The organism is Vibrio sp. SCSIO 43140, assembly GCF_023716585.1.
Lineage (GTDB): Bacteria > Pseudomonadota > Gammaproteobacteria > Enterobacterales > Vibrionaceae > Vibrio > Vibrio maritimus_B.
This window is the reverse complement of the sequence record NZ_CP071851.1, coordinates 322,457-346,488: the sequence shown is the minus strand read 5'-3', so window position 1 is coordinate 346,488 and position 24,032 is coordinate 322,457. Positions and strand designations below refer to the sequence as shown.

23 protein-coding genes are annotated in these 24,032 nt (G+C 45.9%); 12 read left to right on the top strand and 11 right to left on the bottom strand.

All coding sequences use genetic code 11. The features are described from left to right. Positions 1 to 13 precede the first annotated feature (13 nt). Positions 14 to 511: a GNAT family N-acetyltransferase gene (locus J4N45_RS20070; protein WP_252016403.1), complete on the top strand. Its 498-nt coding sequence runs from the start codon at positions 14 to 16 to the stop codon at positions 509 to 511. A gap of 625 nt (positions 512 to 1,136) precedes the next feature. Then, positions 1,137 to 1,382 (top strand): hypothetical protein, encoded by a 246-nt coding sequence (locus tag J4N45_RS20065; RefSeq protein WP_234497327.1) that lies wholly within the window; start codon positions 1,137 to 1,139, stop codon positions 1,380 to 1,382. Positions 1,383 to 1,433: 51 nt separating this feature from the next. Here J4N45_RS20065 and fhuB read toward each other — a convergent pair whose 3' ends face one another. From fhuB to J4N45_RS20050, 3 genes are read right to left on the bottom strand one after another with little or no spacing between them, the layout of a single operon-like run. Further along, on the bottom strand, positions 1,434 to 3,428 hold the full coding sequence (gene fhuB / locus J4N45_RS20060) for a Fe(3+)-hydroxamate ABC transporter permease FhuB (protein WP_252016401.1): 1,995 nt from the start codon (positions 3,426 to 3,428) through the stop codon (positions 1,434 to 1,436). Positions 3,429 to 3,435: 7 nt separating this feature from the next. Next, complete coding sequence (locus J4N45_RS20055) at positions 3,436 to 4,365, bottom strand: ABC transporter substrate-binding protein (RefSeq protein ID WP_252016398.1); 930 nt, start codon at positions 4,363 to 4,365, stop codon at positions 3,436 to 3,438. Between the two features lie 20 nt (positions 4,366 to 4,385). Beyond that, positions 4,386 to 5,153, bottom strand: a complete 768-nt coding sequence (locus J4N45_RS20050) for an ABC transporter ATP-binding protein (protein WP_252016396.1) — start codon at positions 5,151 to 5,153, stop codon at positions 4,386 to 4,388. A 297-nt stretch (positions 5,154 to 5,450) separates the two neighbouring features. On the opposite strand from J4N45_RS20050, the gene J4N45_RS20045 reads away from it, so the two are divergent. Further along, entirely contained in the window at positions 5,451 to 6,182 is a 732-nt protein-coding gene (locus J4N45_RS20045) for a carbonic anhydrase (RefSeq protein ID WP_252016394.1), read from the top strand. Between the two features lie 322 nt (positions 6,183 to 6,504). After that, a complete protein-coding gene (locus J4N45_RS20040; protein WP_042470728.1) occupies positions 6,505 to 6,750 on the top strand; it encodes a hypothetical protein in 246 nt (81 codons plus the stop codon). Between the two features lie 32 nt (positions 6,751 to 6,782). On the opposite strand, the gene J4N45_RS20035 is transcribed toward J4N45_RS20040, so the two are convergent. Then, positions 6,783 to 7,640 (bottom strand): SMP-30/gluconolactonase/LRE family protein, encoded by an 858-nt coding sequence (locus J4N45_RS20035; protein ID WP_252016392.1) that lies wholly within the window; start codon positions 7,638 to 7,640, stop codon positions 6,783 to 6,785. Positions 7,641 to 7,843: 203 nt separating this feature from the next. Here J4N45_RS20035 and J4N45_RS20030 point away from each other — a divergent pair, with 203 nt between their 5' ends. The 4 genes from J4N45_RS20030 (at position 7,844) to J4N45_RS20015 (ending at position 10,682) form a co-directional block, all read left to right on the top strand. After that, entirely contained in the window at positions 7,844 to 8,383 is a 540-nt protein-coding gene (locus tag J4N45_RS20030; RefSeq protein WP_252016389.1) for an NUDIX domain-containing protein, read from the top strand. Positions 8,384 to 8,475: 92 nt separating this feature from the next. Then, positions 8,476 to 8,814, top strand: a complete 339-nt coding sequence (locus tag J4N45_RS20025) for a hypothetical protein (protein ID WP_252016387.1) — start codon at positions 8,476 to 8,478, stop codon at positions 8,812 to 8,814. A 239-nt stretch (positions 8,815 to 9,053) separates the two neighbouring features. Beyond that, positions 9,054 to 10,202: an iron-containing alcohol dehydrogenase gene (locus J4N45_RS20020; RefSeq protein ID WP_252016385.1), complete on the top strand. Its 1,149-nt coding sequence runs from the start codon at positions 9,054 to 9,056 to the stop codon at positions 10,200 to 10,202. Between the two features lie 171 nt (positions 10,203 to 10,373). Next, positions 10,374 to 10,682: a DUF6482 family protein gene (locus tag J4N45_RS20015; RefSeq protein ID WP_252016383.1), complete on the top strand. Its 309-nt coding sequence runs from the start codon at positions 10,374 to 10,376 to the stop codon at positions 10,680 to 10,682. Positions 10,683 to 10,738: 56 nt separating this feature from the next. On the opposite strand, the gene sigZ is transcribed toward J4N45_RS20015, so the two are convergent. Continuing rightward, a complete protein-coding gene (gene sigZ, locus J4N45_RS20010) occupies positions 10,739 to 11,278 on the bottom strand; it encodes an RNA polymerase sigma factor SigZ (protein WP_252016382.1) in 540 nt (179 codons plus the stop codon). A gap of 41 nt (positions 11,279 to 11,319) precedes the next feature. After that, a complete protein-coding gene (rarD, locus tag J4N45_RS20005; protein ID WP_252016380.1) occupies positions 11,320 to 12,243 on the bottom strand; it encodes an EamA family transporter RarD in 924 nt (307 codons plus the stop codon). A 365-nt stretch (positions 12,244 to 12,608) separates the two neighbouring features. Here rarD and J4N45_RS20000 point away from each other — a divergent pair, with 365 nt between their 5' ends. Beyond that, positions 12,609 to 13,748, top strand: coding sequence for a BamA/TamA family outer membrane protein (locus J4N45_RS20000; RefSeq protein WP_252016377.1), 1,140 nt, complete (start codon positions 12,609 to 12,611; stop codon positions 13,746 to 13,748). Between the two features lie 47 nt (positions 13,749 to 13,795). Here J4N45_RS20000 and J4N45_RS19995 read toward each other — a convergent pair whose 3' ends face one another. The 3 genes from J4N45_RS19995 to ohrR all read right to left on the bottom strand — a co-directional run bounded on the left by J4N45_RS19995 (position 13,796) and on the right by ohrR (position 16,275). After that, positions 13,796 to 14,713: a DMT family transporter gene (locus J4N45_RS19995; RefSeq protein ID WP_252016374.1), complete on the bottom strand. Its 918-nt coding sequence runs from the start codon at positions 14,711 to 14,713 to the stop codon at positions 13,796 to 13,798. A 194-nt stretch (positions 14,714 to 14,907) separates the two neighbouring features. Continuing rightward, entirely contained in the window at positions 14,908 to 15,831 is a 924-nt protein-coding gene (locus J4N45_RS19990; protein WP_252016372.1) for a LysR family transcriptional regulator, read from the bottom strand. Positions 15,832 to 15,834: 3 nt separating this feature from the next. Then, positions 15,835 to 16,275, bottom strand: coding sequence for a transcriptional regulator OhrR (ohrR, locus tag J4N45_RS19985; RefSeq protein WP_252016370.1), 441 nt, complete (start codon positions 16,273 to 16,275; stop codon positions 15,835 to 15,837). 118 nt (positions 16,276 to 16,393) lie between these two features. Here ohrR and ohr point away from each other — a divergent pair, with 118 nt between their 5' ends. The 3 genes from ohr to recQ all read left to right on the top strand — a co-directional run bounded on the left by ohr (position 16,394) and on the right by recQ (position 20,370). Then, positions 16,394 to 16,816 (top strand): organic hydroperoxide reductase Ohr, encoded by a 423-nt coding sequence (ohr, locus tag J4N45_RS19980; protein ID WP_234497344.1) that lies wholly within the window; start codon positions 16,394 to 16,396, stop codon positions 16,814 to 16,816. Positions 16,817 to 17,075: 259 nt separating this feature from the next. Further along, a complete protein-coding gene (gene nagB / locus J4N45_RS19975; RefSeq protein ID WP_042470706.1) occupies positions 17,076 to 17,876 on the top strand; it encodes a glucosamine-6-phosphate deaminase in 801 nt (266 codons plus the stop codon). A gap of 322 nt (positions 17,877 to 18,198) precedes the next feature. Beyond that, positions 18,199 to 20,370 carry a DNA helicase RecQ gene (gene recQ / locus J4N45_RS19970; RefSeq protein WP_252016368.1) on the top strand — a complete coding sequence of 724 codons (2,172 nt, stop codon included), beginning with the start codon at positions 18,199 to 18,201 and terminating at the stop codon, positions 20,368 to 20,370. Between the two features lie 301 nt (positions 20,371 to 20,671). Here recQ and J4N45_RS19965 read toward each other — a convergent pair whose 3' ends face one another. Next, positions 20,672 to 22,858 carry a malate synthase G gene (locus tag J4N45_RS19965; RefSeq protein ID WP_252016366.1) on the bottom strand — a complete coding sequence of 729 codons (2,187 nt, stop codon included), beginning with the start codon at positions 22,856 to 22,858 and terminating at the stop codon, positions 20,672 to 20,674. Between the two features lie 127 nt (positions 22,859 to 22,985). After that, entirely contained in the window at positions 22,986 to 23,939 is a 954-nt protein-coding gene (locus J4N45_RS19960) for a LysR family transcriptional regulator (protein ID WP_042494951.1), read from the bottom strand. Between the last annotated feature and the right edge of the window lie 93 nt (positions 23,940 to 24,032).

The window sequence follows — 24,032 nt, the reverse complement described above, 5'->3', positions numbered from 1 at the left end:
AACGGAGACTTCGATGAACGTCAATATTCGACCAACGGATGAAAAAGATGCCGCAGGTTTATGCGAGCTATTTTCACAACCTAAGGCACAGAGGGAAACTCTGCATCTGCCTCACTCATCGCTAAAAATGTGGCAAGAGCGACTTAGCAATATTCCCACTGGTGTCTATACCTTTGTTGCTGAGCTCGACGGAAAAATCGTTGGCAATATAGCACTGACTCACTCTCAGCGTCCTCGCACTATGCATACAGCAACCTTTGGGATTGCGGTTCACGATAACTATCATGATATGGGTATTGGTAGCCAACTGATCGAAACGGTTATCGATTTAGCCGACAACTGGCTTAACCTAATGCGGATTCAGATTGAAGTGAACACCGACAATAAAGCGGCGATTGCACTGTATTCAAAGTATGGATTTGAAATCGAAGGTGAAGCTTTGTGCTCTGCTTTTAGAGATGGTGAGTACATCTCTACTTACTATATGGCGCGATTGAAGGAACAGCAATAACCTCTACTCGCGCCACTAACACATTTCTCCTCAAATAGTGCATCACGGTGCACTATCTAGTGAACTTCTTGTCACTTTCACATGCGAATAGCAACTTGGCTCATAAAAAATGTAAAACATCATTAACGTGATATTAAAGTGCATGCAGTTGCATTAATTCGATATAGGGTACGGCAATATACCGTGCTAGTCTTTGGACCAAGATCACACTTTGATTGAGAAATGGAAAAGGAGAGAAAAGGAATGTGTGAACACGGAGCAAGACTTCAACGCCAACGACGCACGCTAATGATGAGATTGCTGTTGGTCAAAGAGTACTATGCGTGTGCCAACTGCGGACACCAAATTGTCATTGGATCCGAGTTTCGACCTCTCAAATGGCTCACTAATGTATTGTTCACACAGCAGGTCCTTAACCCTAGCAAATCTGACCTGACCCATACTTAATATCATGGACATGATCCAAACTCACCAGCGCAGCAATTCTAATACCAGTCACCATGTCATCAAGGTTCATAGTCGGTGATTAGCACTTTTTTCATGAGTTTCTAGACCTATTGTTGGTTTCTCTGTTTAACTTAGGTAGAGTACGCCACCAAATATACCACTCAAGTGATAGATAACGATGAACATTGATAACGAAGTAATTGAAACCCTTGAGGAACTCGAGCAATTTCTGATTCTTTTGGAAAGTGGTGCTTTAGGTTTACAAGGGGTCGCCGGTGTTGCGTTGGCAACGTCTAACTCTGACGGTCGTCCGTTTGTTGCCGTTCTGAGTGACAACCATGAACTTATTCTGGGACGCTGGGTATCTCAAGACGTCTATGAAAATGGTAAAGACCTGGTTCGCAATGGACCTAAACGCAATTAGATCTCAATGAAATAGAGAATGGCGCTAATCAGCGCCATTCTTGTTTTAATTTTAGCTTCCCTTCCTAAGCAGGATAAGGAAATAGGCGCCACCAATAACGGAAGCCATTAGTCCCGCAGGAAACTGCCACGGAAACCAAATCGTCCTTCCTAACCAGTCGGCACTCACCATCAAAATGGAACCAACCAAGCAGGCAACGACCAGCTGGTTTTTTGCTTTGTATTGCCCGAGCGCTCTTGCAATATGCGGCGCCAAAAGACCCACGAAGCTAAGCGGTCCAATCACAAGCGTAGAGAGAGCTGTCAGCAAAGATGCGATCACAAGTAAGAAAAGACGCGTTTGCTTGGTATTCACGCCAACTGAAACAGCGGATACCTGCCCCAGATTCAAGATATCTAACCATCGGCTAGCAGCGTATGTCGCCCCACCAAACACGACAATACCTAGCCCTAGAGCGAATACATCATTGTAGCTTGCCAAGTAGGTAGAGCCAGACAGCCAAGTTAGCAATGCTTGCACGTTATCTTGCCCTGACGATAACGCAACTCGAAGTACTGCATCGAGCCCAGCACTTACCGCTATTCCCGTAAGCAGTAATTGCGACGGTGCATAGTTTGAGCGCTTGCTAAACTGCAGGATGACTATCATGACCAGAGCGGCACCGACCCCACCGTAAACAATCTGTTCGATTCGAGTTGGTGTGAAGCCAAACCAAGCACACAATACAAGTGCGAGTGCTGCACCAGAACTGATACCCATCACCTCTGGGCTTGCCATTGGGTTAACAGTAATGCGCTGCACCATGGTACCCGCAAGTGCCAGTCCGCAGCCTGCGAAGATCGCGCCGAGTACACGAGGCATACGCAGATCTAGAATACTCAGGTCGCCACTAAAGCCCCAACCGACTTGTGTGCGCCCTAAAAGAACTGCCAGTGCTGTTACGACGACGAGTAACAGAGCCAAGATAAGTGACACTAAGGCAAAAGATTTAGGGTGATAGACTTTGTTAGCGACTTCTTCCGCTTTGAAGCTAGAGGCAAACTTTTTTTTAGTTAACAACCATAGCAAGCAAGGCGCGCCAAACAAGGCCGTCATTGCGCCCGTAGGCAATAGTTCGCTAGATACACCAGAAAATGGCTGAATGATCAAGTCAGCAGTCAATAGAAGCAGCGCGCCTACCACGCCACTTAGCAATACACGCTGAGCAAATTTTCTCGCGCCCAACATTTTAGCAATGGTTGGTGCGACTAGACCGACAAAACCTATTACGCCAACTGTCGCGACGACGACAGAAGTAATAACAACCGAAAGCCCTAGTCCAAAAGCTCGAACTCTAGCAACATTGACACCAGCCGACTCTGCGACCTCGCTACCTAACTCCAGTGCTGACAATGGTCGTAGCATCACCATGACCAAGCCGAGCACAACCGCCAGCACCCAAAAAAGCAAATGAGCGTTTTCCCAACCTTGCTGAGCGAGAGCGCCAGCTCCCCATACAAACAAACTTGTAAGCTGCTGCTCGTTTAGCATGACTAACATCATGTTTGTCGCCCCTAAAAACAGAGTGACAACCATACCCGCTAAAACCATCTGCAGCGGTGCGAACCCTCGTTTAGCAGTAAGCAAGAAGACCAGACTTGCTGCAAGCATGCCTCCGCCAAACGCGTAAGCATATTGAATCAAGCTTCCTCCAACGACACCTGCAAACAGACTGGCTGTCATGCCGAGTTCAGCACCGGCTGCAACACCCAGTGTCGTTGGTGAGGCAAGTGGGTTTTGTAGCAAATGCTGCATTAAACAACCAGCAATCGCCAGCGCAGCGCCACAAAGCAGCGCCATACTGAGGCGTGGAAAAAAGGTAAAGTGCAAAATGAGCTGACGATAATCACTGTCATCTCGACTTAAAAAGTACGTTCGCCACTCAGAGAATGACAGGTGATAGGGCACAGCATTTTGGAAAAGCCAGACGAGTACGAGCGCACTAATAAAAACAAACAGCGCCATTTTACCAAATGGCGCTGCACCGCGGTGGGCTGTTAACTGCATGAAGGACCTACTGTTTGCCCAGTGTTGAAACCTGTGATACGACTTCATCGCTCAAACGCTGCATTGCGACCAAGCTACCAAACGTCCATACTTTAGGTACGATCTTGACTCTGTTTTCTCGCGAAAACGCCATCGCTGCCCATAAAGGTGAGCCATTAAGCTGTGCTTGCTCGGCATCCGATAGCGGACCAAAAATAAGCACATTACTGTCTTGGTACTGGGCGAGCTGCTCAACGCTTGCTGAAGAGAATCCCCAGCTGTTGGTTGGTCCTTGCCAGCTGTTTTCCAGAGACATGGCAGAAATAGTGTCATTCATTAGAGAGCCCGCACTGTGGACACGGATGTGCCTATCTCCAATAAAACGCACCATAATAAATGGCTTACCATTGTTCATCTTTGCTACCTGTTCACCATTTTGAGCCAACTTCTGATTAGTCTCATCGACAAGCTGCTGTGCTTGCTCAGGTCGCTCGAACACATCTCCGAGGGTTATCACGAGAGTTTTTGCATTTTGATAAGGCTGTTTCTTGTCATTGTAAATACTCATCACCAATGTCGGTGCGATTGCATTCAGCTTTTCATAGGCCGGAGCCAAGTGTCCGCTCATCAAAATCAAATCGGGCTTCAAGCTTGCTATCAACTCTAGGTTTGGCTCGCGACGTGATCCAACATCGGTCACCTCACTTGGCATGGTTGGTGACCCAACCCAATCCTGATAGCCTTTTACATCAGCGGAAGCGATAGGAGTCACACCGAGCGCGAGCACTGACTCTGCAAGAGCCCAATCCAGTACAACCACACGCTTCGGCGCTTTGTTTATCTCAACAGTTCCTAACTCGTGTTGGTACGTTTTTGCTGATGCAGCGAATGATGACAAACACGCCAATAAACTGACTAATACGACAGTGAAGTGCGTGGTTTTAAATCTGTTAAACACAATAATTATCCTTTTATCGATTATCTAACGTAGCTGATGACATGCTGAGTGCTAGGGTCTGTGAAAGTGGACAGCGGCATACCATAGATTTCGGACAGCGAGGCTTCGTTCATCACACGTTCTGGCGTGCCGTCAACGATAATTTCCCCGCCTTTAAGAGCAACCAACCTGTCGCTGAATCTGGCAGCCATATTGACGTCATGGATGACCATGATTACCGTTAGGTTGAGGCTTTGATTAAGCTCTCGTATCAACTTGAGCAGCTCATATTGGTGAGCGACATCAAGGGCTGACGTCGGTTCGTCAAGCAAGATACATTCACTTTTCTGTGCTAACAGCATTGCTACCCACGCTCTTTGACGCTCCCCTCCTGACAAGGTACTCACGAAACGCTCCGTAAACACGGTTAGCCCAACCCTATCGATCGCTTCGCCCACGAGCTCGTGATCTTCTTGGGTATATCGCCCCAACACACCTTTCCAAGGGTAACGACCGAACATAACCAGTTCGCGAACAGTAACCCCATCTGTGATAGGCGGATGCTGAGGCAGGTAGGCAACTTTTTTGGCGTACTCTTTTGCTACGTAACTATCAAGTGGCCTTTCATCCAACAAAACACTCCCAGAAGAGACTTGATTCTGACGGCTAAGAAGTTTGATTAGGCTCGATTTACCACTGCCATTATGTCCAAGCAAAGCGGTGACTTGTCCCGGAACAAACTCCAAGTCAAATGGCGATAGAATCTCAAGCGAGCCAATATGGAAGCTCGCCTGCTTAAGTGAAAACATAATGACTCATCATCTTATGGTTGACGCAGTCAAATCTAACTGCAAATGAGAAATATTTGTATACGCATTGTATTAATTTTATTAACTCATGTCATTACGAGCTTCAAAAACGTGAACCAACGCTCTCATAGGGCGTGATACTCTTACCGAAGCTATGTCACCTCAATGAAAATTTGAAACTTTCTTCTCGCGTAAAATCGCAAACTAAGTATGCAACTGATTGGTTCAAATGGTTTTGCCCTAATCTAGTCGCCGAAAGCGTCCGCTTTCGCAAACGTCAGTAAACTAAGGATAATTATGAAAACAGCAATGAAGCTTGCATTGGTCATCGGCACAGCAGTCTCTATCACTGCACCGGCTTATTCAGCGGAATGGGGATATGGTGAGGGCGATGGCCCTGCGACATGGGGGAAGCTAAGCGCCACTTGCGACAAAGGACAAAACCAGAGCCCAGTTGATATTCAAACCAACCAACTCACTCAGGCGAAAAAGGCGCCACTGAGCTTTGAGTACAATGGACGAGTAGATCAGATTATTAATAATGGTCACACAGTCCAAGTTAATGTCACGGGTAGTAATTCTCTACGCCTAGACGGTCAAGACTTTGAGCTCAAACAGTTCCACTTCCACACACCATCAGAAAACACTATCAATGGCAAATCAGCCCCTCTAGAGGCACATTTTGTTCATGCTAACCAGAAGGGACAGTTAGCCGTTGTTGCAGTGATGTATAAAGACGGAGAACGTGAAAGTGATGAGCTGGCCGGTATCCTGAAAACCTTGCCTGCCGCTGGAGAGAAGATAAATGCGGAATCCGATATCGGGCTTGAGCAACTACTCCCAAGAGTAAAAGACTATTATCGCTACAATGGCTCGCTTACAACGCCACCTTGCAGTGAAGGCGTAAGATGGATCGTACTCCAAGAGCCTCAGTTTATTCCAAAGAATCAGCTAAAGCGCCTATCAAACACCATGGGTGATAATGCAAGACCAACTCAAGAACTCAACGCACGACTTATCTTGAACTAATCATACTGAGCCCATGCTACCAGTCTTGAATATGGGCTCACATCTATCCATAATTTCAAAAAACTTAGCAAAACCCGCCATTTGTGTTCCGCTTTATGCGATCAACATTCCATAAATTTGGTTTGAACGTCATACAAATTAGACTATTTGAACTGCTTCAAAGTTTACCGTACGAACAACGTGTAATTTAACTGTTACACAAAAACAAGATTATGTTGCAATGATGAGATTTTGAATAACATGCTATTCATCTGCGTTCCCTGCACTCAAACGTGTGGTTAGCCTTGAATAACAGTTAATGAAAGTTTTGGGGGACAGTGGTATGCAGCAGTATGAAATTAATGTTTATGATATGCGCTATGAAGAGCAAGCGATTGTTCTGAATATCGAGTTCTCAGACGCAACCAAAGCCGACTTCATGTGGAGCAATATGCCTACTACGTCGTGCCGTGACTACATCTCACACCTAGTCGTTGCCGGTAATGTCGTCGCCAAAAAATACATCACTGAAGATGACCTTAGTGATATGAATCGCGCGACCAGCCTACCTTTTTCAATGACCTGTTAAAAGCGGAGCTCTTTGGCTCCGCTAGGCATTCATTAAGCGATCTTAACGCTGGATAACGGCTCTTTTAGCCCCTCTACAACGTCTTTGGCAATGACAAGTTTGCCTTTTTCGTTGCTGCCAGCAGCTGATGTGACAATCACATCACGCATATCTTTACCGCCAAAACCAACCATTGTTGGGTTTTCCGAAGGTACGTCAATCACCGCAAGGACTTCACCATTCGGCGCGATCTTAACCACAGATTGACCTGCGTACATCGCAACCCAATAGTTGCCATCTACATCAACACTCGCGCCATCAGGACGACCGTTATAGTCAGCCAGGTCGCAGTGAAGTTCCTGCTCGCCGTACTCACCAGTCTCAGCATTGTATGCGTGCTTGTACACTTTGCTTGAGCCTGTATCTGACCAGTATAACCACTGACCATCCGGTGAGAATGCTAAACCATTACATGTCCATGCGAACATAGGTAACGCCTCAATCGTGCCATCTAGGTGCAGTTGCCAGAATTGTCCTTGGTCTCCTTCTTTCGCACCATTACGTGTGCCGGCAACGAAACGTCCTCCTGGAGCACAACGTCCGTCGTTGTAGCGCATACGCGGGAACTCAGAGACAAGAGGGACTAGCGACGTTAATTCCGCATTCCAGTCGCTGAGATAATACATACCCGTTTTCATACCGAGCATAAAGCCTTGATCGCCATGCATCGCAAAACAGCCAAGCATATCATCAAACTTACGCTTCTCGTTTACGCCATCTTTATGACGCCAAAGCTCACCGTCATTGATGTTGACCCACATCCATGAGTCAGTACGCCAATCCCAACGTGGGCATTCCGCTAAATCAAAATCAAGGTCGACGAACTTTTCAAACTGTAGAGACTGTGCCACGTTGATGTCCTTTTTTATTCATTACTATTGTTTGTTTACCTGCTACCCTCAGTCAATGATTCCAGCAGGCAGGTTTGTGCCCTGTTTTAACAAAATAGAGGCGTCGGTGCTAGGGTTATTTGTTATCAAAATCTATCTCTAAATAGCGCCAACATAAAAAGTTCGATAAGCTAGATTTCTGATTTTGTTAAGGTAAAGAAGTCATGACGATCAAAACCCTAAGCTCAAAAGTCGTTTATCAAAACCCATGGATGACCGTTCGAGAGGATGATATTCAGCGGGAAAGCGGTGCCAAAGGCATTTATGGCGTGGTCGATAAGCCTGATTGTGCGGTTATCATCGCGATCGAAGATGAGCGAGTTCATTTAGTAAATCAGTATCGTTATACCGTTTCCGATAGCTACTGGGAATTGCCACAAGGAGCCTGGGAATCGAACCCTGATGCTGATCATTTAGAGCTAGCTCGAGGCGAATTGCAGGAAGAAACCGGTCTTATCGCTGATAAGATGACGTACGTTGGCAAACAGTTCATTGCCTATGGCTTTTTAAACCAAACCTGTCATATCTACCTCGCAACTCAACTTACCTTGCAAGATCGCAACCTTGATACTGAGGAAGAAGATCTTATCACTCAATCGTTTCCAATTACTGAATTCGAACAAATGCTGATTGCAGGAGATATACCGGACGTGGTGACAACGGCTGCTTGGGGGCTTGCAAAACTTAAAGGGCTTATCAAGTAACGAGCGATCTTGATCTCATTTTTCTCTTTTTAGCTCGACTTAACAATATGCTGTCCCATCATACGCTCAGAACCGATGCGCAAGGAGGCAGCATGGACCAACTTACCCTTCAAGAAACGTTAATTTCTACGATAAGGCAACTAGAGGTCTACAAACCCAACATTCGATTAAGCGAAGAAGCTTATGACCTAGAGCTCGCGGTCAGCAAGCTCACGGAACAACTGTTTAGTTTGCAATCGCTTAGCTCATTGAAAGGCTCCATTGACGATATTTCAGCTTCAATTGAGATGTTGAATACCTTGTCATCGCAAACAAAACATTCTCTCGAGCAAGGCATCGACATTGATGACCCAAGAATCATCATCAACGAATCCTTGCGAGTGAACTCTGAGCTTTCAAAGCTCACAATGGGTGAAATGCACGCTTTCTAACGTAAACTCAGCCAACTCAACCTACCAGACTCTTCTATAGTTCAGCCTAGCAATCACCCAATTATTCAATGCTAGGCTTGTCCTACAAATATTAACATGTTGTTTTTAAATAATTTAACTTAAATTGCTCTGTACTTATACGCCTTTCATCCTATTGATTTAAGTCATGCTTATCACAATTTTTGCATGTTAGCTTACCGCCATTATATTCATCATGGCGAATAGCAAGGAGCATTCAAATGAGCAGTACTATTATTCTTCCTTCTACAAACTTTCTTGGAAGAGAGTGTTTAGACAAGGCGCTAGACGTTGTGCAACAACAAAGATTCACTAAGGCTTTAGTGGTCACTGATGCGGTACTAAATCAAATCGGCCTTGTCGCTCAGATTACAAAAAAACTAGAAGATCGTCAGATCTCATTCGCTGTCTATGATGGAACTCAACCCAACCCTACTATTCAAAATGTCGAAGAAGGGCTTCAAGTACTATCCGACGAAAGCTGTGATTTGATCCTATCTGTTGGTGGTGGATCACCTCACGATTGCGCAAAAGGGATTGCACTTGTCGCTACAAACGGTGGAAAGATCACCGACTACGAAGGCATAAATAAAGCAACCCAACCCCCTTTTCCATTGGTAGCGATCAATACTACCGCTGGCACCGCATCCGAAATGACGATGTTCAGTGTGATTACCGACGAAGCAAGACAACTAAAAATGGCGATTGTCGACCAAAAAGTTACGCCATTAATATCCGTTAACGACCCCAACTTAATGCTGGCTATGCCAAGCTCACTTACTGCTGCAACAGGCATGGATGCGTTGACACACGCTATCGAGGCTTACGTCTCCGTGGCAGCCAACCCAATTACGGATACCGTTGCACTTAAAGCCATCGAGATGATTACTAGATACCTTCCTAAGTGTGTTAGCGACGGTGAAGATGTCGAAGCTCGAGAGCAAATGGCTTACGCGCAGTTTATGGCAGGGATGGCATTTAACAACGCTCTGCTTGGCTATGTCCACGCGATGGCGCACCAACTAGGTGCTATCTATCACTTACCTCATGGCGTGTGTAATGCCGTACTACTACCGCATGTACAGCGATTCAACGCATCGACTCATCCAACAAAGTTTGTCGATATTGCGAAGGCAATGGGTAAGGATGTATCGGGATTAAGCATCGAGGAGGCAGCAATGTCTGCGATTGACGCGATGCAAGAACTGTCGTCAGAGATAGGCATTCCAGCTACGTTATCCGAGTTGGGTGTGAAAAGCGAGGATATTGAAACGCTCGCCAAAAGCGCGTTGGAAGATGTGTGTTGTATGACAAACCCGAGACAGGCTTCGCAATCGGAGATCGAAGCCATATTTACTTCGGCAATGTAACACCTCCTCCCTGACCATCCACAATTAGGCAGCCTAACTACTGTGCTGCCTATATTTTACATTGTAAATAACACCTTAAGCTTCATCCTAACCGAGAACCATTCCCTCACAATTTAAGTTGTTTTCCTTTTGTCGCCGTACAACTCGGTTACACATTGGAGGAGATGCGACATGAACACAAAACTCAGCACGCTTGAACAGTTCGCGAGATTCGACAAACTAGTCATTCATTCGTTAGAAATGTCGCTGTACCAAGCGTCGGTAATACTGGACGGAGAAGAACACTACGTCACTCATGATAACGGGTCTCTGCTTCGTACGCACAACGTCGTCGATATGAGAAGGTTGTGTCAAAATTTAACCGCGACGGAAACTGTATTGAGACAGGATAGTGCTTACGACGAAATGGTTGGTAGCCCTATCCGAGCAGGAGAAAATACACTCGAGGTACCGCTTGGAAGGTTTGATTCTGTCATCTGATTGACCAGGTCAAATGAAGTCGAACTGGCTGTTGGTGATATCACACAGGTGGCGGACTAACAGTTATTGCACTTCTTCGACTTGGGGTGATAGTTCATCACGTTGCCCTGTGTATCGAACGAGAACTGACAACACTTCTCGTAGACGACACGCAACTCATGGCGACTTTTTTGGACTCTTGATTTAAGTGTTGAATAGCTTATACCAAGCTCTGCAGCCACCTCTTTCTGAGAGCGACCGTCTATATCAATCGACTTAATTAAGGCAGTGGTGCTCTCTGGAAGCGATTCCATCATTGGGAGCAGACATTCAGCGAGCTCACGACTCACTTGTTCCTCCTCTTCCTCCGTCCAAAATGTGTCTAAATCGACATCCTCCGTCGCGTTATCTTTGCGGTAATGGTCTATCACACTTCGGTTTGCGATTTGGAACAGCCAAGACTTGACGCTCTCGGGACTCTCGAGCTTGTCTATGTTCTTATAGGTTTTAATCAACACCTCTTGAAGCACATCATCAACATCGGCTTCGTTTGCGATCTTGCTACGCAAGAAACGACGCAACCCGTTTTGATATTCCGACCATACCGCTTCTAACATTGCATGACTCCTATTATTAGAATGATGATTGACGATTAGCTTCATACGGCACCGTGTGATTTTGCTCTTTTTACGCCATCTAAAGCCAAGATTAGCAGAGCGATCATGACCAATATATAGGTAGGCATGTCCGCGGCGTCAACTCGCTCACCAAGCAGTAACCCAACTCCAAACACCAATACTGGTTCAACATAACCAAGCAACCCAAAGATTGACATAGGTAGCGCTTGAGAAGCATAGAGGAACAGCAGCATAGGTACAGAGCCTGCGATAGCTAATCCGAGATAATATACCCAACTGGTTAGCTCTATTTGCTGAATTTGTTCTAGAGGAAGCAGATAAAACAGAGCACCAAACGCGATTGGCAATAAAAACGTGTTGTCCAAAGCGAAACCCACATCACTCGGCACATTAAGAGTCTTGCGGTGAATGAAATAGATTGGATAGCCCAGAGCAATCAGCAAAACAATCCAAGACAGCCCCTCTGCCATCACATAAGCGTAGATAACCCCAATGGCAGCAACTAAACACGCGATGAGTTGAAGTGGAGACAGCTTGTCACCGTAAACAAATTTGCCCACCACCACCAGTACTAAGGGAAGCGTAAAATAACCCAGAGCAACAGACAGCGTCTCGCCATACAACGGCGCCCATACGAAAATCCAATATTGGGGACCGACAAGCAACGCAGAAAACAGATATCGATGCCAGCGGCGCGTTTTTCTCAACTCTGACCACAAGCGCTGAATGCGCCCACTCACCGTTAAGAACACGATCACAATCAAAACGCTCCAGATGATTCGCTGTGCCGCAATCCAATTGCCCGCACCGCCGCCTGAACGGAAGGTTCCGACATCGGGTTGAAATTGAACATACAACGGCAATAGACCAAATAAACAGGAGGCAATTATAGAAGCAACGACACCTTTCGACGTTTCTGACAAATCTTGAAATCTGCGAACCATAGCTAACACACAACCATAATAGAGTGTGCGGACATTACCGCATTTAATCCCAATAAAATACTGTTTTGTTCGCAAATTTATCGAACAAAACGTTAGCCCTTCTCTAGTGTATAAAACTAACCACTATTCATCATAGAAATTGCGTTTTAATTGAGCACGGCTGTCAAAAAACTCTCGCCCCCACTAGAGCAAAAAACCTAATAATCAAATAGAACCTATTCGATAGACAATTGGATTAAGCCGCTACTTTCAAAACAAGTACAGTTAGCCGCTCGAAAAATGACATTAACGTCGCTAAAATGCCGATATAATTGGACAAATTGCATGGAGCACCTATAAACACACCTTAAGCGACGCATTAAACTATGAACTTAAATAATAGATCGGTACGGCTATCTCTAATAACCAGTGCTTTAGTCGGCGGCTCCTTTTCTCATGCAGGCATGATGGATAATTTCATCGATCCACAAGATGGGCGGCTCGACGGTAGTCAGTTCATTCTCGACAACGCCGTTGGTTTTCTCCCTGTTCCATTGACGGTTACTGACCCAGCTGTTGGTGTTGGTGGCGGCGCGGCATTGTTATTTTTCCACGAATCTGAAGAGCGCAAGCAGAAGCGATTAGCTGGGGAGGAAGTTAAAGATATTCCTGCAAGTACATCTGGTTTAATGGCGTTAGGCACCAATAACGGCAGTCATTTATACGGTGGCTTCCATTCAGGAAACTGGATGAATGATCGCATTCGCTATCTCGGCGGCCTATTCGGTGCCAAATTCAATCTCAAGTTCTATCCTGTGGCAGAATCAGCGCCAATGGACCTGAGTTTAGAGGGCTTATACTTCTTTCAAGAATTAGACGTAAGACTCGGTGATTCCAACTTTTTTGTTGGTGGTTCATACAGCTATATGTCATCAAAACCAACACTTGATGGCTTTAGTCACGCAGATTGGGCGCCGAAAGATGGAAAACTGGGTTGGCGTTTTATGTACGACAGTCGCAACAACCAGTTCTCACCGCGCGAAGGCACGAAAGCAGGTATAAAAGTGGACTATCACAACAAAGCATTTGGTGGTCAGTTTAACTACCAGAAGTATAACGCCTACATGCAGAACTACTCTCGCTTATCCGATAAGTGGGGGCTAGGTTTGCGTGCTGATTTCAAGTCTATCTCTGAGAACGTCGATCCAAGGGCATCTGTCTACGCGACACCTTTTATTGAAATGAGAGGCATCGCGGCGATGCGTTATCGTGCCGAGAATACCGCCCTTGGCGAAGTCGAACTCAGCTACGACATTGATGACCGATGGACAGTACTTGGCTTTGTTGGTGCGGGCACCGCCTTTAATCATGACGAGAGCATTGCCAAAAGTCAGGTACATTACACTCGGGGCGGCGGTTTCCGTTATCTTATCGCAAGGCAGTTAGGGCTTCGCGTCGGTGTTGATGTTGCGAAAGGTCCGGAAGAATGGACGACCTACATCCAATTTGGTAGTGCTTGGCGCTAGGCAATACGTTGAATGATGCCGCAGCAAAGCGGCATCTTCGGCGGGTATCATGACGATTTTTTCATACTGTACACAGAAAAAGTCACCAGACACAGCCCAATGAAATGGTACAAAGTAAAGGCTTCTGAGAGTATGGCTACTGCCATGACTGCGGTCACACCAGGTCCGATATTTGACGTAATACTCAATTCTGTTGGCGACAACCTCGCCATTGCAGCTGCGACAAAATAAGAAGGAAGAACAGTACAAAAAACGCCTAGCAATACGCCCAGTACAATAAGCTCAAAAGACCATTGACTCATCTCAGCCGAAGATAGGGACAAGTGGGTAATAATCGCAATGCCAGCGCTTCCCATTCCAATACTCGTGAACAGGTCACTACCCATCTTGCTGATAATACTTTTGCTCAGCATCAAGTAGACCGCAAAGACAAACGCTGAGCCCAACGCCAAGGCACTTCCTTTCCAAATTTCCTCACCTAGAGATTGAACATCATGAAACAGTATTGCCGCGATACCCAAATAGCCAAGACCGACGGCGCGCAGCACATTCCCAGTTGGCTTCTGCCCTAGAAACATCCAGCTTAATATCACAACAATGCTTGGGAAAAGAAAAATCAATAGACGCTCTAGCTGAGCGCTTATGTAATCAAGCGCCGCAATATCAAGATAGCTCGCCACATAGTACCCCATCACTCCTACCAAAGCCGCTTGCCAACCAAACTGCGTAACCTGAGTTCGACGTTCCGGCTTTTTGCACAACATAAGAAGAATCAGGGCATAAAATGGGAGGGAGCTTAATGCACGAAGCGACATGATCGCCGTTGCATCACCACCATATTGATAAGCAACCTTGACGAAAATAGGTTTAATCGAAAAAAGCGCCGTTCCGATCAGAGCATAGATAAGCCCTTGCACTTGCTTCTGTCTGTTGGATTTTGGTTCTACTGATGTCGCTTGATTCATTCTTGTTCCCTTTTAATGGTGGCGACGAGAATGAATGTATGAGGTGGCTACAATCAACTCGTAGCCAGGCGCAGATAATCCTACCGAGCTAGAGGCATAATAAGAGAGAGCCAGAGGTAGGAGTGTGAAACGTGCATTGAAAATCCTTTGTGATGAAATTTCAGGCTACAAGAACTTAGTCCCATATGCAACCACTATGGAGAAACCTCAAGCTCACGAAGGTATGTACAGAGCCATTGAACCGCAGGGTCATTAATACTTGCTCGGTTCCAAACAACGCTATACGCGACTTTACCATACTCAAAAGGTAACGTTTTAACGGTCAGTCCTTTCGCTTGACGAGCAACATCTGCCCAATGCTTAGAGCAAGTAAAAAGCAATTCTGACTGATGGCACATTACCGCCGCGGCACCAAAATCAGGCACGACTATTTTCACTTCTCGTGTGCCATGTTGTTGTCTTAGTGTCTGCTCAAAATAAGGGCGACTCAGCTCAGATTCCGCAATACCGATATGTTGACTATTAAGGTAATGCTCGACGGTCAGTTCTACATCAGCCAAAGGGTGTTCCGGAGACATTAGACACACGAGCTCATCCTGCAGTACAACTTCCCAAACCAACTCCTTGGTATTGGTTGGTGGCTGGCTAACATCATGCGGCAATATGATGAAATCGACCTGACCACTGTGCAGGGCACCAAAGCCAAACTTTGCCTTGGTCATAATGTTGAGCTTGGCTTTCGGGATGTAATTGGTAGAGAGTTTCGCGAGCGAGTGTGCGAATAGTTCGAACGTACTTTCGCGCATTGATAAACTAAAACGCCCCTCAAACGCACTAGGCTCAAAGCGAGCTTGGTTAAGTAATCCATTCATGCTGGCCAGCATCGAATGGATAAGCGGCGCTATCTCTACGGCATAAGGTGTCGGGGTTAATGACGTACCATCGCGGAAAAATAGCTCATCATCTAGAATTTCACGAAGCTGAGTAATAGTTTTACTCACGCTTGAGGGAGTCACAGATAACTGTTCGGCTGCTTTAGTTACATTGCATGTATCCAACATCACGTGAAGTGCTAGCAGATGCTTAAACCCAACCCGTGTAAGTCCTTCGATATCCATTTTTTAATCCATTAAATTATTGGTCAAGCGCTCACAAATGCGCTTTAGCATTGTGGCTTCTTCCTCTGATAGTTTCGCCTTACATGCTATAGCTCCAGGAATCGACATCGCTTTTTCACGAACCGCGTTGCCCTCTTCGGTAACAAAGATCATTCGAGCGCGTTCGTCGGTTTCGCTACGTTTTCTTTCCACCAACCCTTTTTGCTCCAAACGTTTTAGCAAAGGGGTTAGCGTACCAGAGTCTAACTTCAACTCTGCGCCAATGTCTTTAACGTTCATCGGTGCTTTTTTCCAAAGCACGAGCATCGTCATATATTGTAGGTAAGTAAGATCAACTCGTTCCAGAATTGGGCGGTAGGCACGTGTCAGCGCATTACTCGCACTGTAAAGAGCAAAACAGACTTGCTTGTCCAAATCGAGTGCTTCAGGGCTTTCTAGATCCATAACCAGTCATCTTTTCAATTAAGTTGTGCACAATATACTTGCAATCCGTTCATTTTGACAATATAGTTTGCGTGCAACCTAATTTTACACAATTAAAAATTTGAGAAAGGAATACATCATGTCAGCACTCTATACTACTTCTGCCACCGCTCTTGCGGGTCGTAACGGTCAGGTTTCTACCGACGATGGTCTACTTGATCTTGCTCTCTCTTATCCAAAAGAGCTGGGCGGGACTGGCGCTGCAACTAACCCAGAGCAATTATTCGCCGCTGGATATTCGGCATGTTTTTCTAATGCGATCTTGCACGTTGCTCAACAACAAAAAATTGCCGTGAAACAGGCTCCTACAAAAGCGACGGTAGCTCTGAAGCCCAATCAAGAAGGTGGGTTCGTATTGGATGTAGCACTGGATGTGACTCTTGATCTAGAAGACAGCGCAGCAGTTGAACTCGTCCGTGTTGCTCACCAAGTATGCCCATACTCAAATGCGCTTCGCGGCAATGTTGATGTCGCAGTCACAGCGAATGGGCAAGCAATCTAAGTCATACTACAAGGGCAGCACCTCTCCTGCCCTTATCCTCTCTAGCTTCTATCAACAAAGTCACTTTATTCACCTTCAAAATTTTGACGATTAAAGAAGTCTATTTCGTTTACATTTCCGCAGCAAATCCACTAAAAGGCGATCGTGATCAAGAAAAATCGCAAAATTCACAGAAAAGTAATAGCCGTGTCGAAAAACTTTTTTTATAATGCGAATTAATGTTTCAGAACAAACTAAATTCTTTTATTAGGGGATCAACATGAGACTTATTCCATTACAGAACGCAGAACAAGTAGGTAAGTGGGCTGCACGCCATATCGTTGAGCGTATCAATGCTTTCCAACCAACAGCGGAAAAACCATTTGTTTTGGGTCTGCCTACTGGTGGAACACCTCTATCAACGTACAAAGCGCTGATTGAAATGCACAAGGCTGGTGAAGTTAGCTTTAAGCACGTTGTTACGTTCAACATGGACGAGTACGTTGGTATTGACCCTGAGCACCCAGAATCATACCGCTCTTTCATGTACGATAACTTCTTCAACCACGTTGATGTGCAAGAAGAGAACATCAACCTTCTTGATGGTTTAGCAGATGATATCGATGCTCATTGTGCAGCTTACGAAGAAAAAATCCGTTCATACGGCAAAATCAACCTGTTCATGGGCGGTATCGGTATCGACGGTCACATCGCATTCAACGAGCCTGGTTCATCTCTAAACTCTCGTACCCGTATCAAAACGCTGACGACTGAGACTCGCATTGCAAACTCTCGCTTCTTCGACAACGACATCAACCAAGTGCCTAAGTATGCCCTGACTATTGGTGTTGCAACTCTTCTAGACGCTGAAGAAGTGATGATCCTTACTATGGGTCACAACAAAGCTCAAGCTCTGCAAATGGCAGTAGAAGGCTGCGTAAACCATATGTGGACAGTAACAGCGCTGCAAATGCACCCTAAAGCAATCATTGTTGCTGACGATGCAGCTCAACAAGAGCTTAAAGTTAAAACGGTTCGTTACTTCAACGAACTTGAAGTTGAGAACATCAAAGGCCTATAAGCCCAGTTCTCTTGCACATCAACTCTTTTCTAGTTGATGTGCGCAGGTTTAGAGCAAGGCAGTGGAACTTTTTCACTGCCTTGTGTCTAAAAAATTGTTACCTCGTTTTACTTTGGTAACAAAGGCGATGGAAAATGCAAAATTATCCAAAGCTCCGTATAAGTCGGGCTTATATGCCAAGCTAAGCCCGACTTCCCCTTTTGTTCTAACCCCTCTCTCGCAAGTCGTACAACTCCGTTTGCACAGATAAGCGTTTCCACTGCGAGTACAAGCACAAACCTCAACCACCCTCTTGAAAAGCAAAGCACCTCCTGACAGACTCATGGTTCATTCTCGACCTGATACCGACTCCAATTTACTTATGACCCCTAACGAACTGCTCAAGTCCTTATTTGGCTATGATGATTTTCGACACCAGCAATCCGACATCATCGATTCTCTTATGGCTGGCAAAGATGTATTAACCTTGATGCCAACAGGTGGTGGTAAGTCAATTTGTTACCAGATCCCAGCAATCCTTCGTCAGGGTGTTGGTGTGGTGGTGTCTCCGCTTATTGCTTTAATGCAAGATCAAGTTGAAGCCCTGCATCAAGTTGGCGTAAACGCCGCGTACTTAAATTCAACACTCAGCTCTTATGATCAGCAAGTGGTCGAGCAACAGGTACTCACCGGTGAAGTACAAATCTTGTATTTGGCTCCAGAGCGTCTTTTATTGGAGAGAACGCTGCGCTTACTCGAGCAGTCCAATTTATCTCTTTTTGCGATTGATGAAGCGCACTGTGTGAGCCAATGGGGTCATGATTTTCGCCCGGAGTATCAAAAGCTCAGCGTTCTTAAGCAACGATTTCCATCCGTACCAAGAATTACGCTGACGGCAACAGCTGATCTTAAGACTCGAGAAGAGATCATCGCGCAGCTAGCACTTGAACAAGCTGACGTTTATGTTCATAGCTTCGACAGACCAAATATTCAGTATCATGTGTCCGATTCAGGTAACGCAAAAAAAGAGCTTTGGAGCTTTATTAGCACTCACCATCCCGATGATGCAGGGATTGTCTATTGTCTATCTCGTAAAAAGGTCGAAGAAACCGCTCAATGGCTTACTGATATGGGTAAAGTCGCGCTACCCTACCATGCTGGCCTATCAAGTGAGCAAAGAGCTAGCCACCAGCGCCGCTTTTTGAGCGAGGATGGCATCATTGTAGTTGCCACTATCGCGTTTGGTATGGGTATAGATAAACCTGACGTTCGATTTGTCGCGCATCTCAGTTTACCTAAAAGCATTGAGGCGTATTATCAAGAAACGGGCCGTGCAGGGCGTGATGGAATGCCAGCCAACGCATGGATGACCTTTGGTATGCAAGACATGGTGCTGCAAAGACAAATGGTTCAAAACTCAGATGCCGCCGAACAATATAAGCGTGTATCACTTCAGAAACTCAACCTCCTCTTAGGCTACTGCGACCTCGCCACCTGCAGACGCCAATCTCTACTCGCTTATTTTGGAGAGACGCTTGCAGAGCCTTGCGGCAATTGCGACAACTGTCTCAACCCTCCAGAAACTTGGGATGGCTTACAAGCAACACAAAAAGCCCTATCCACTGTCTATCGAACGGGACAACGATTTGGCGTGAGTTATTTGGTGAACATACTGCTAGGTAAAACTGACGCTCGCATCACGCAAAACCAACACCATACCCTATCGACATTTGGTATTGGCACTGAGTTATCCGCGAAAGAGTGGCAAGGTGTATTCAGGCAATTGCTGGCGATGAACTTGCTTGAAGCGCACGGCGAACATGGCAGCCTGCAACTTACCGAGACTTGCCGGCCTTATCTTAAAGGGCAGCACCCAATTGAACTAAGAAAGATTCGTGTTTCGAAGCAGTCAACAACTAAAGGCGCTAAAAAGAGAAACAAGGGCTCACTATTGACCTCGGATATGCCTCAATTCGAGCGACTTCGTGAAGTTCGATCTGAGCTTGCCAAACAACAATCGGTTCCAGCTTACGTAATCTGTCAAGACGTCACGCTAGAAGCACTCGCCACCGAGCGTCCTACCCACTTGGACCAACTGGCAACCATACCGGGATTGGGTGAAGCAAAGATTGAAAAATATGGTGAAGCATTCATTGCAGTCATTGAACCGAAATCATTGGCAGAGAAAGCTCTCTCAGAGACTGAGTTAGAATCGCTATCACTATTGAACCAAGGCCTTACCGTTCAAGATATCGCTAATGCTCGCGGGCTAAAAACAAACACGGTCCAAACCCACTTAGCGACTGCTATTGAACTCAATGTTTGTGAACTTTCAAATGTCGTCGCTTTATCCAGCGAAGAAATCGAGAGTATTAACCAGCAAGTCATCGCGTTAAACACTATTGAAGACGGTGCCCTTAAGCCTCTCTATGAATACTTCGAACAACGCTACGACTACGGAACATTGAAATGCGTGGTAGCAAAGATGCTCGCAAATTCAAATGCAGTTGCTTAATAAAAGTGCAAAATCAGATTTCATCTATGACGTTCGCTTTACCCCTTTAGTCTAATGTTGTTATCAGCGGTGTGAATATAAGATCACTTTCGTTGCCCTACATGTGTAGCCAACGATCCTTAAGATTTTTGTGTTGGGAGACTCAGCCCTCCCGAGTTTACTATTACTATCTTTTTTGACGCCAAGACCTATTGTCTTGGCGTTTTTTTTATCTGTAGATCTTTGCTTACCTCTTGCGTCAGAACAAAAAAAACCGCGCTCGAAAGCGCGGTGTTACCTTGGGCTTGGTAATTACAGTGTTTTATCGTTGTTGTGATTTTAATTTGAGTCGCATTGCGTGCAATACGGGCTCGGTATAGCCATTGGGCTGTGCGCAGCCTTCGAACACCAACTGACACGCAGCAGAGAACGCTATGCTGCTATCAAAATTGGGGGCCATATTGTTGTAATTTGGGTCATCGGCGTTTTGTTGGTCAACAACTTGTGCCATACGCTGCATGGTTTTCATCACTTGAGATTCAGTGCAAATACCATGACGTAACCAGTTGGCAATGTGCTGGCTTGAGATACGCAGCGTAGCGCGATCTTCCATTAGACCAACATCATTGATATCTGGCACTTTGGAACAGCCAACACCTTGGTCAATCCAGCGTACTACATAGCCAAGAATGCCTTGTGCGTTGTTGTCTAACTCGCTTTGAATTTGTTTTGCTGTCAGCTTTTGCGAGCCTAATAGTGGAATCGTCAAAATATCATCCACACTCGCCATCACGCGCTCACGAAGCTCTTTTTGACGGCTTGGTACGCTAACTTGATGGTAGTGAAGCGCATGCAATGTCGCTGCAGTCGGTGACGGTACCCATGCAGTATTGGCACCTGATTGTGGGTGACCAATCTTAGCATCCATCATTTTTGCCATGTTATCTGGCTCCGGCCACATACCTTTACCGATTTGCGCTTTGCCTTGCAGACCGCATGCTAAACCGAGATCCACATTTTGATCTTCGTAAGCACCAATCCAAGTCATGGTTTTCAGCTGCGCTTTAGGAGCAAATGCGCCTGCTTCCATGCTAGTGTGGATCTCATCACCCGTTCTATCCAAGAAACCAGTGTTGATGAACACGACACGCTCTTTCGCAGCGTGAATACACGCTTTGAGGTTAACCGAGGTGCGGCGCTCCTCATCCATAATGCCAACTTTGATGGTGTTTCGCTCCAAACCCAGCGCATCTTCCACACGAGTAAATAGCTCGTTGGTAAACGCCACTTCCTCAGGGCCGTGCATCTTAGGTTTAACGATATTGATGCTGCCTGATGTCGAGTTTTGATACTGGCTATTGCCTTTGAGATCATGGATAGCTATTAGCGAAGTAATCATGGCATCCATAATACCTTCAGGCACTTCACGACCTTCACTATCAAGGATCGCTGGGTTAGTCATTAAGTGGCCGACGTTGCGAATAAACAGCATGCTGCGACCTTTAAGGTGGATCTCTCCGCCTGTCACGCTGGTATATTGACGATCTGGATTCAGACTGCGAACAATGGTTTTGCCATTCTTTTCTAGGCTCTCCTGCAGATCGCCTTTCATCAGACCTAACCAGTTACGATAGGCCAACGCTTTATCTTCACCATCGACCGCCGCCACCGAGTCTTCACAATCCATAATGGTGGTAAGCGCTGCTTCAACAACCACATCTTTGATGCCCGCTACATCTACACGACCGATAGGTGTGTTCGGGTCGATTTGAATTTCGATATGAAGGTTATTGTGTTTAAGAAGAATGCATGACGGTGAACTCGCCTCTCCCTGATAGCCGATAAACTGCGTGCTATCCATCAAGGTCACTTCCTCACCGTTGGTAAGGGTGGCAGTTAGCGTGTTACCTACACTGACATTGCTGATGCTGTACTGAGCGACTTCTCGGTGTGATACACCGTTGAGTGGTGCTGCTGAGTCAAGAAACTCACGAGCATAGGCAACCACTTTTTCACCACGCACTGGGTTAAAGCTGCCACCACGCTCCGCTCCGTCTTCTTCGCCAATCACATCCGTACCGTAAAGCGCATCATACAAACTGCCCCAACGTGCATTCGCTGCGTTAAGTGCAAAACGGGCATTCATAATAGGTACCACCAGCTGTGGACCTGCTTGTGTCGCAATTTCTGGTTCTACGTTTTCTGTGGTGATTTCAAAATCTTCAACTTCAGGGACTAGGTAACCAATCTGCTGTAGGAAAGTTTTGTACTCAGTCGGGTCAATGGCCTGTCCCGCACGCTCTTGATGCCAAGCATCGATTTGATGTTGCAGGTCGTCACGCTTGACGAGCAGCGCGCGATTTTTTGGTGCTAGGTCAGATAAGATCGACTCGAACGATTGCCAAAATGCGTCAGCTTCAATGCCAGTACCGGGAATGATTTGCTCATTAACCAAATTGTAGAGGGTGCTATCAATGTTCAAGCTTCCCTGTTGAATACGATTGCTCATAAAATTTCTCTCGAATTAGTCGATGACCACTGCTTAAAAATCTACGTAACTGAGGAGAATTTGACTAATTTATGCCACTTATAGTTAACATTCATAGAAAAAATACCCCTAATATTGACCTTCTCAGTTACTCCGTTACGCCACTTTCTAGCTCATTAGCGACGCTTTTTATTAGGCGGCGCATCCATTGATGATCGGGATTGCTTTGCAACAGTGGACTCCATGCCATCTTGACCTCAAATGGCTCTATTGCAAATGGCGCTGGCTTGATAAGCAGTTTGGGATTATTGCGTTGTGATTGGGCTGCCTTGCTCGGAATGGTCAAAATCAGATTCTTCTGCTGTGCAAAAAGAATCGCGGATAGATAGTGACGGGTAAACACCGTGATGTTGCGGGTTTTGCCTATCTTCATCAACGCCTCATCTATCCAGCCCAGTTTCTGAGCTTGACTGGGGTTAACGCCGTGCCCAGTTCCCATGCCGGTTTTACTTACCCAGATATGCTGTGCCTTTAGATAAGAGAACAAGTCAAAGTTGTCTGCGATAGGGTTGTCGCGGCTGAATAGACAAGAAAAGCCATCATGCCACAGACTCATTTGGTGAAAGGACTGAGGAATATCATCAAAGCGGTTAATGACGATATCAACAGTACCTTGCTCAACATCCTGATAGCTCACATCACTTGGCGTCATGATGTCTAAACGTATCTTTGGGGCAATTTCGCTTAGCTTTTCCAATAGCGGTTGAATAATAGTGGACTCGGCGTAATCACTCGCCATGATACGAAACACGCGCTCGCTGTCCTCTGCATTAAACTCGGTCGTGGTTTGCACCGTCTTTTCTACATTAGCAAGAATATTTCGGATCTGCGGCTGAAGCTTCTGGGCACGCTCGGTCGGGATCATCCCCTCACTGGTTCGCACCAAAAGCGGGTCTTCAAACAAATCACGCAAGCGACGTAATCCATTACTCATCGCAGGCTGAGTGATACCCAACTGATTCGCCGCTCGGGTCACATTACGCTCACGCAGCAGCATATCTAAATACACAAGTAAATTAAGGTCAATACGAGCAATATTCATAACAAAAATACCGAGTATAACAACTATAAATTAACAAAATTATCACACAAGCGGCTAGGATTTGTCCATAACAACAAGTTAATACTACAGGCC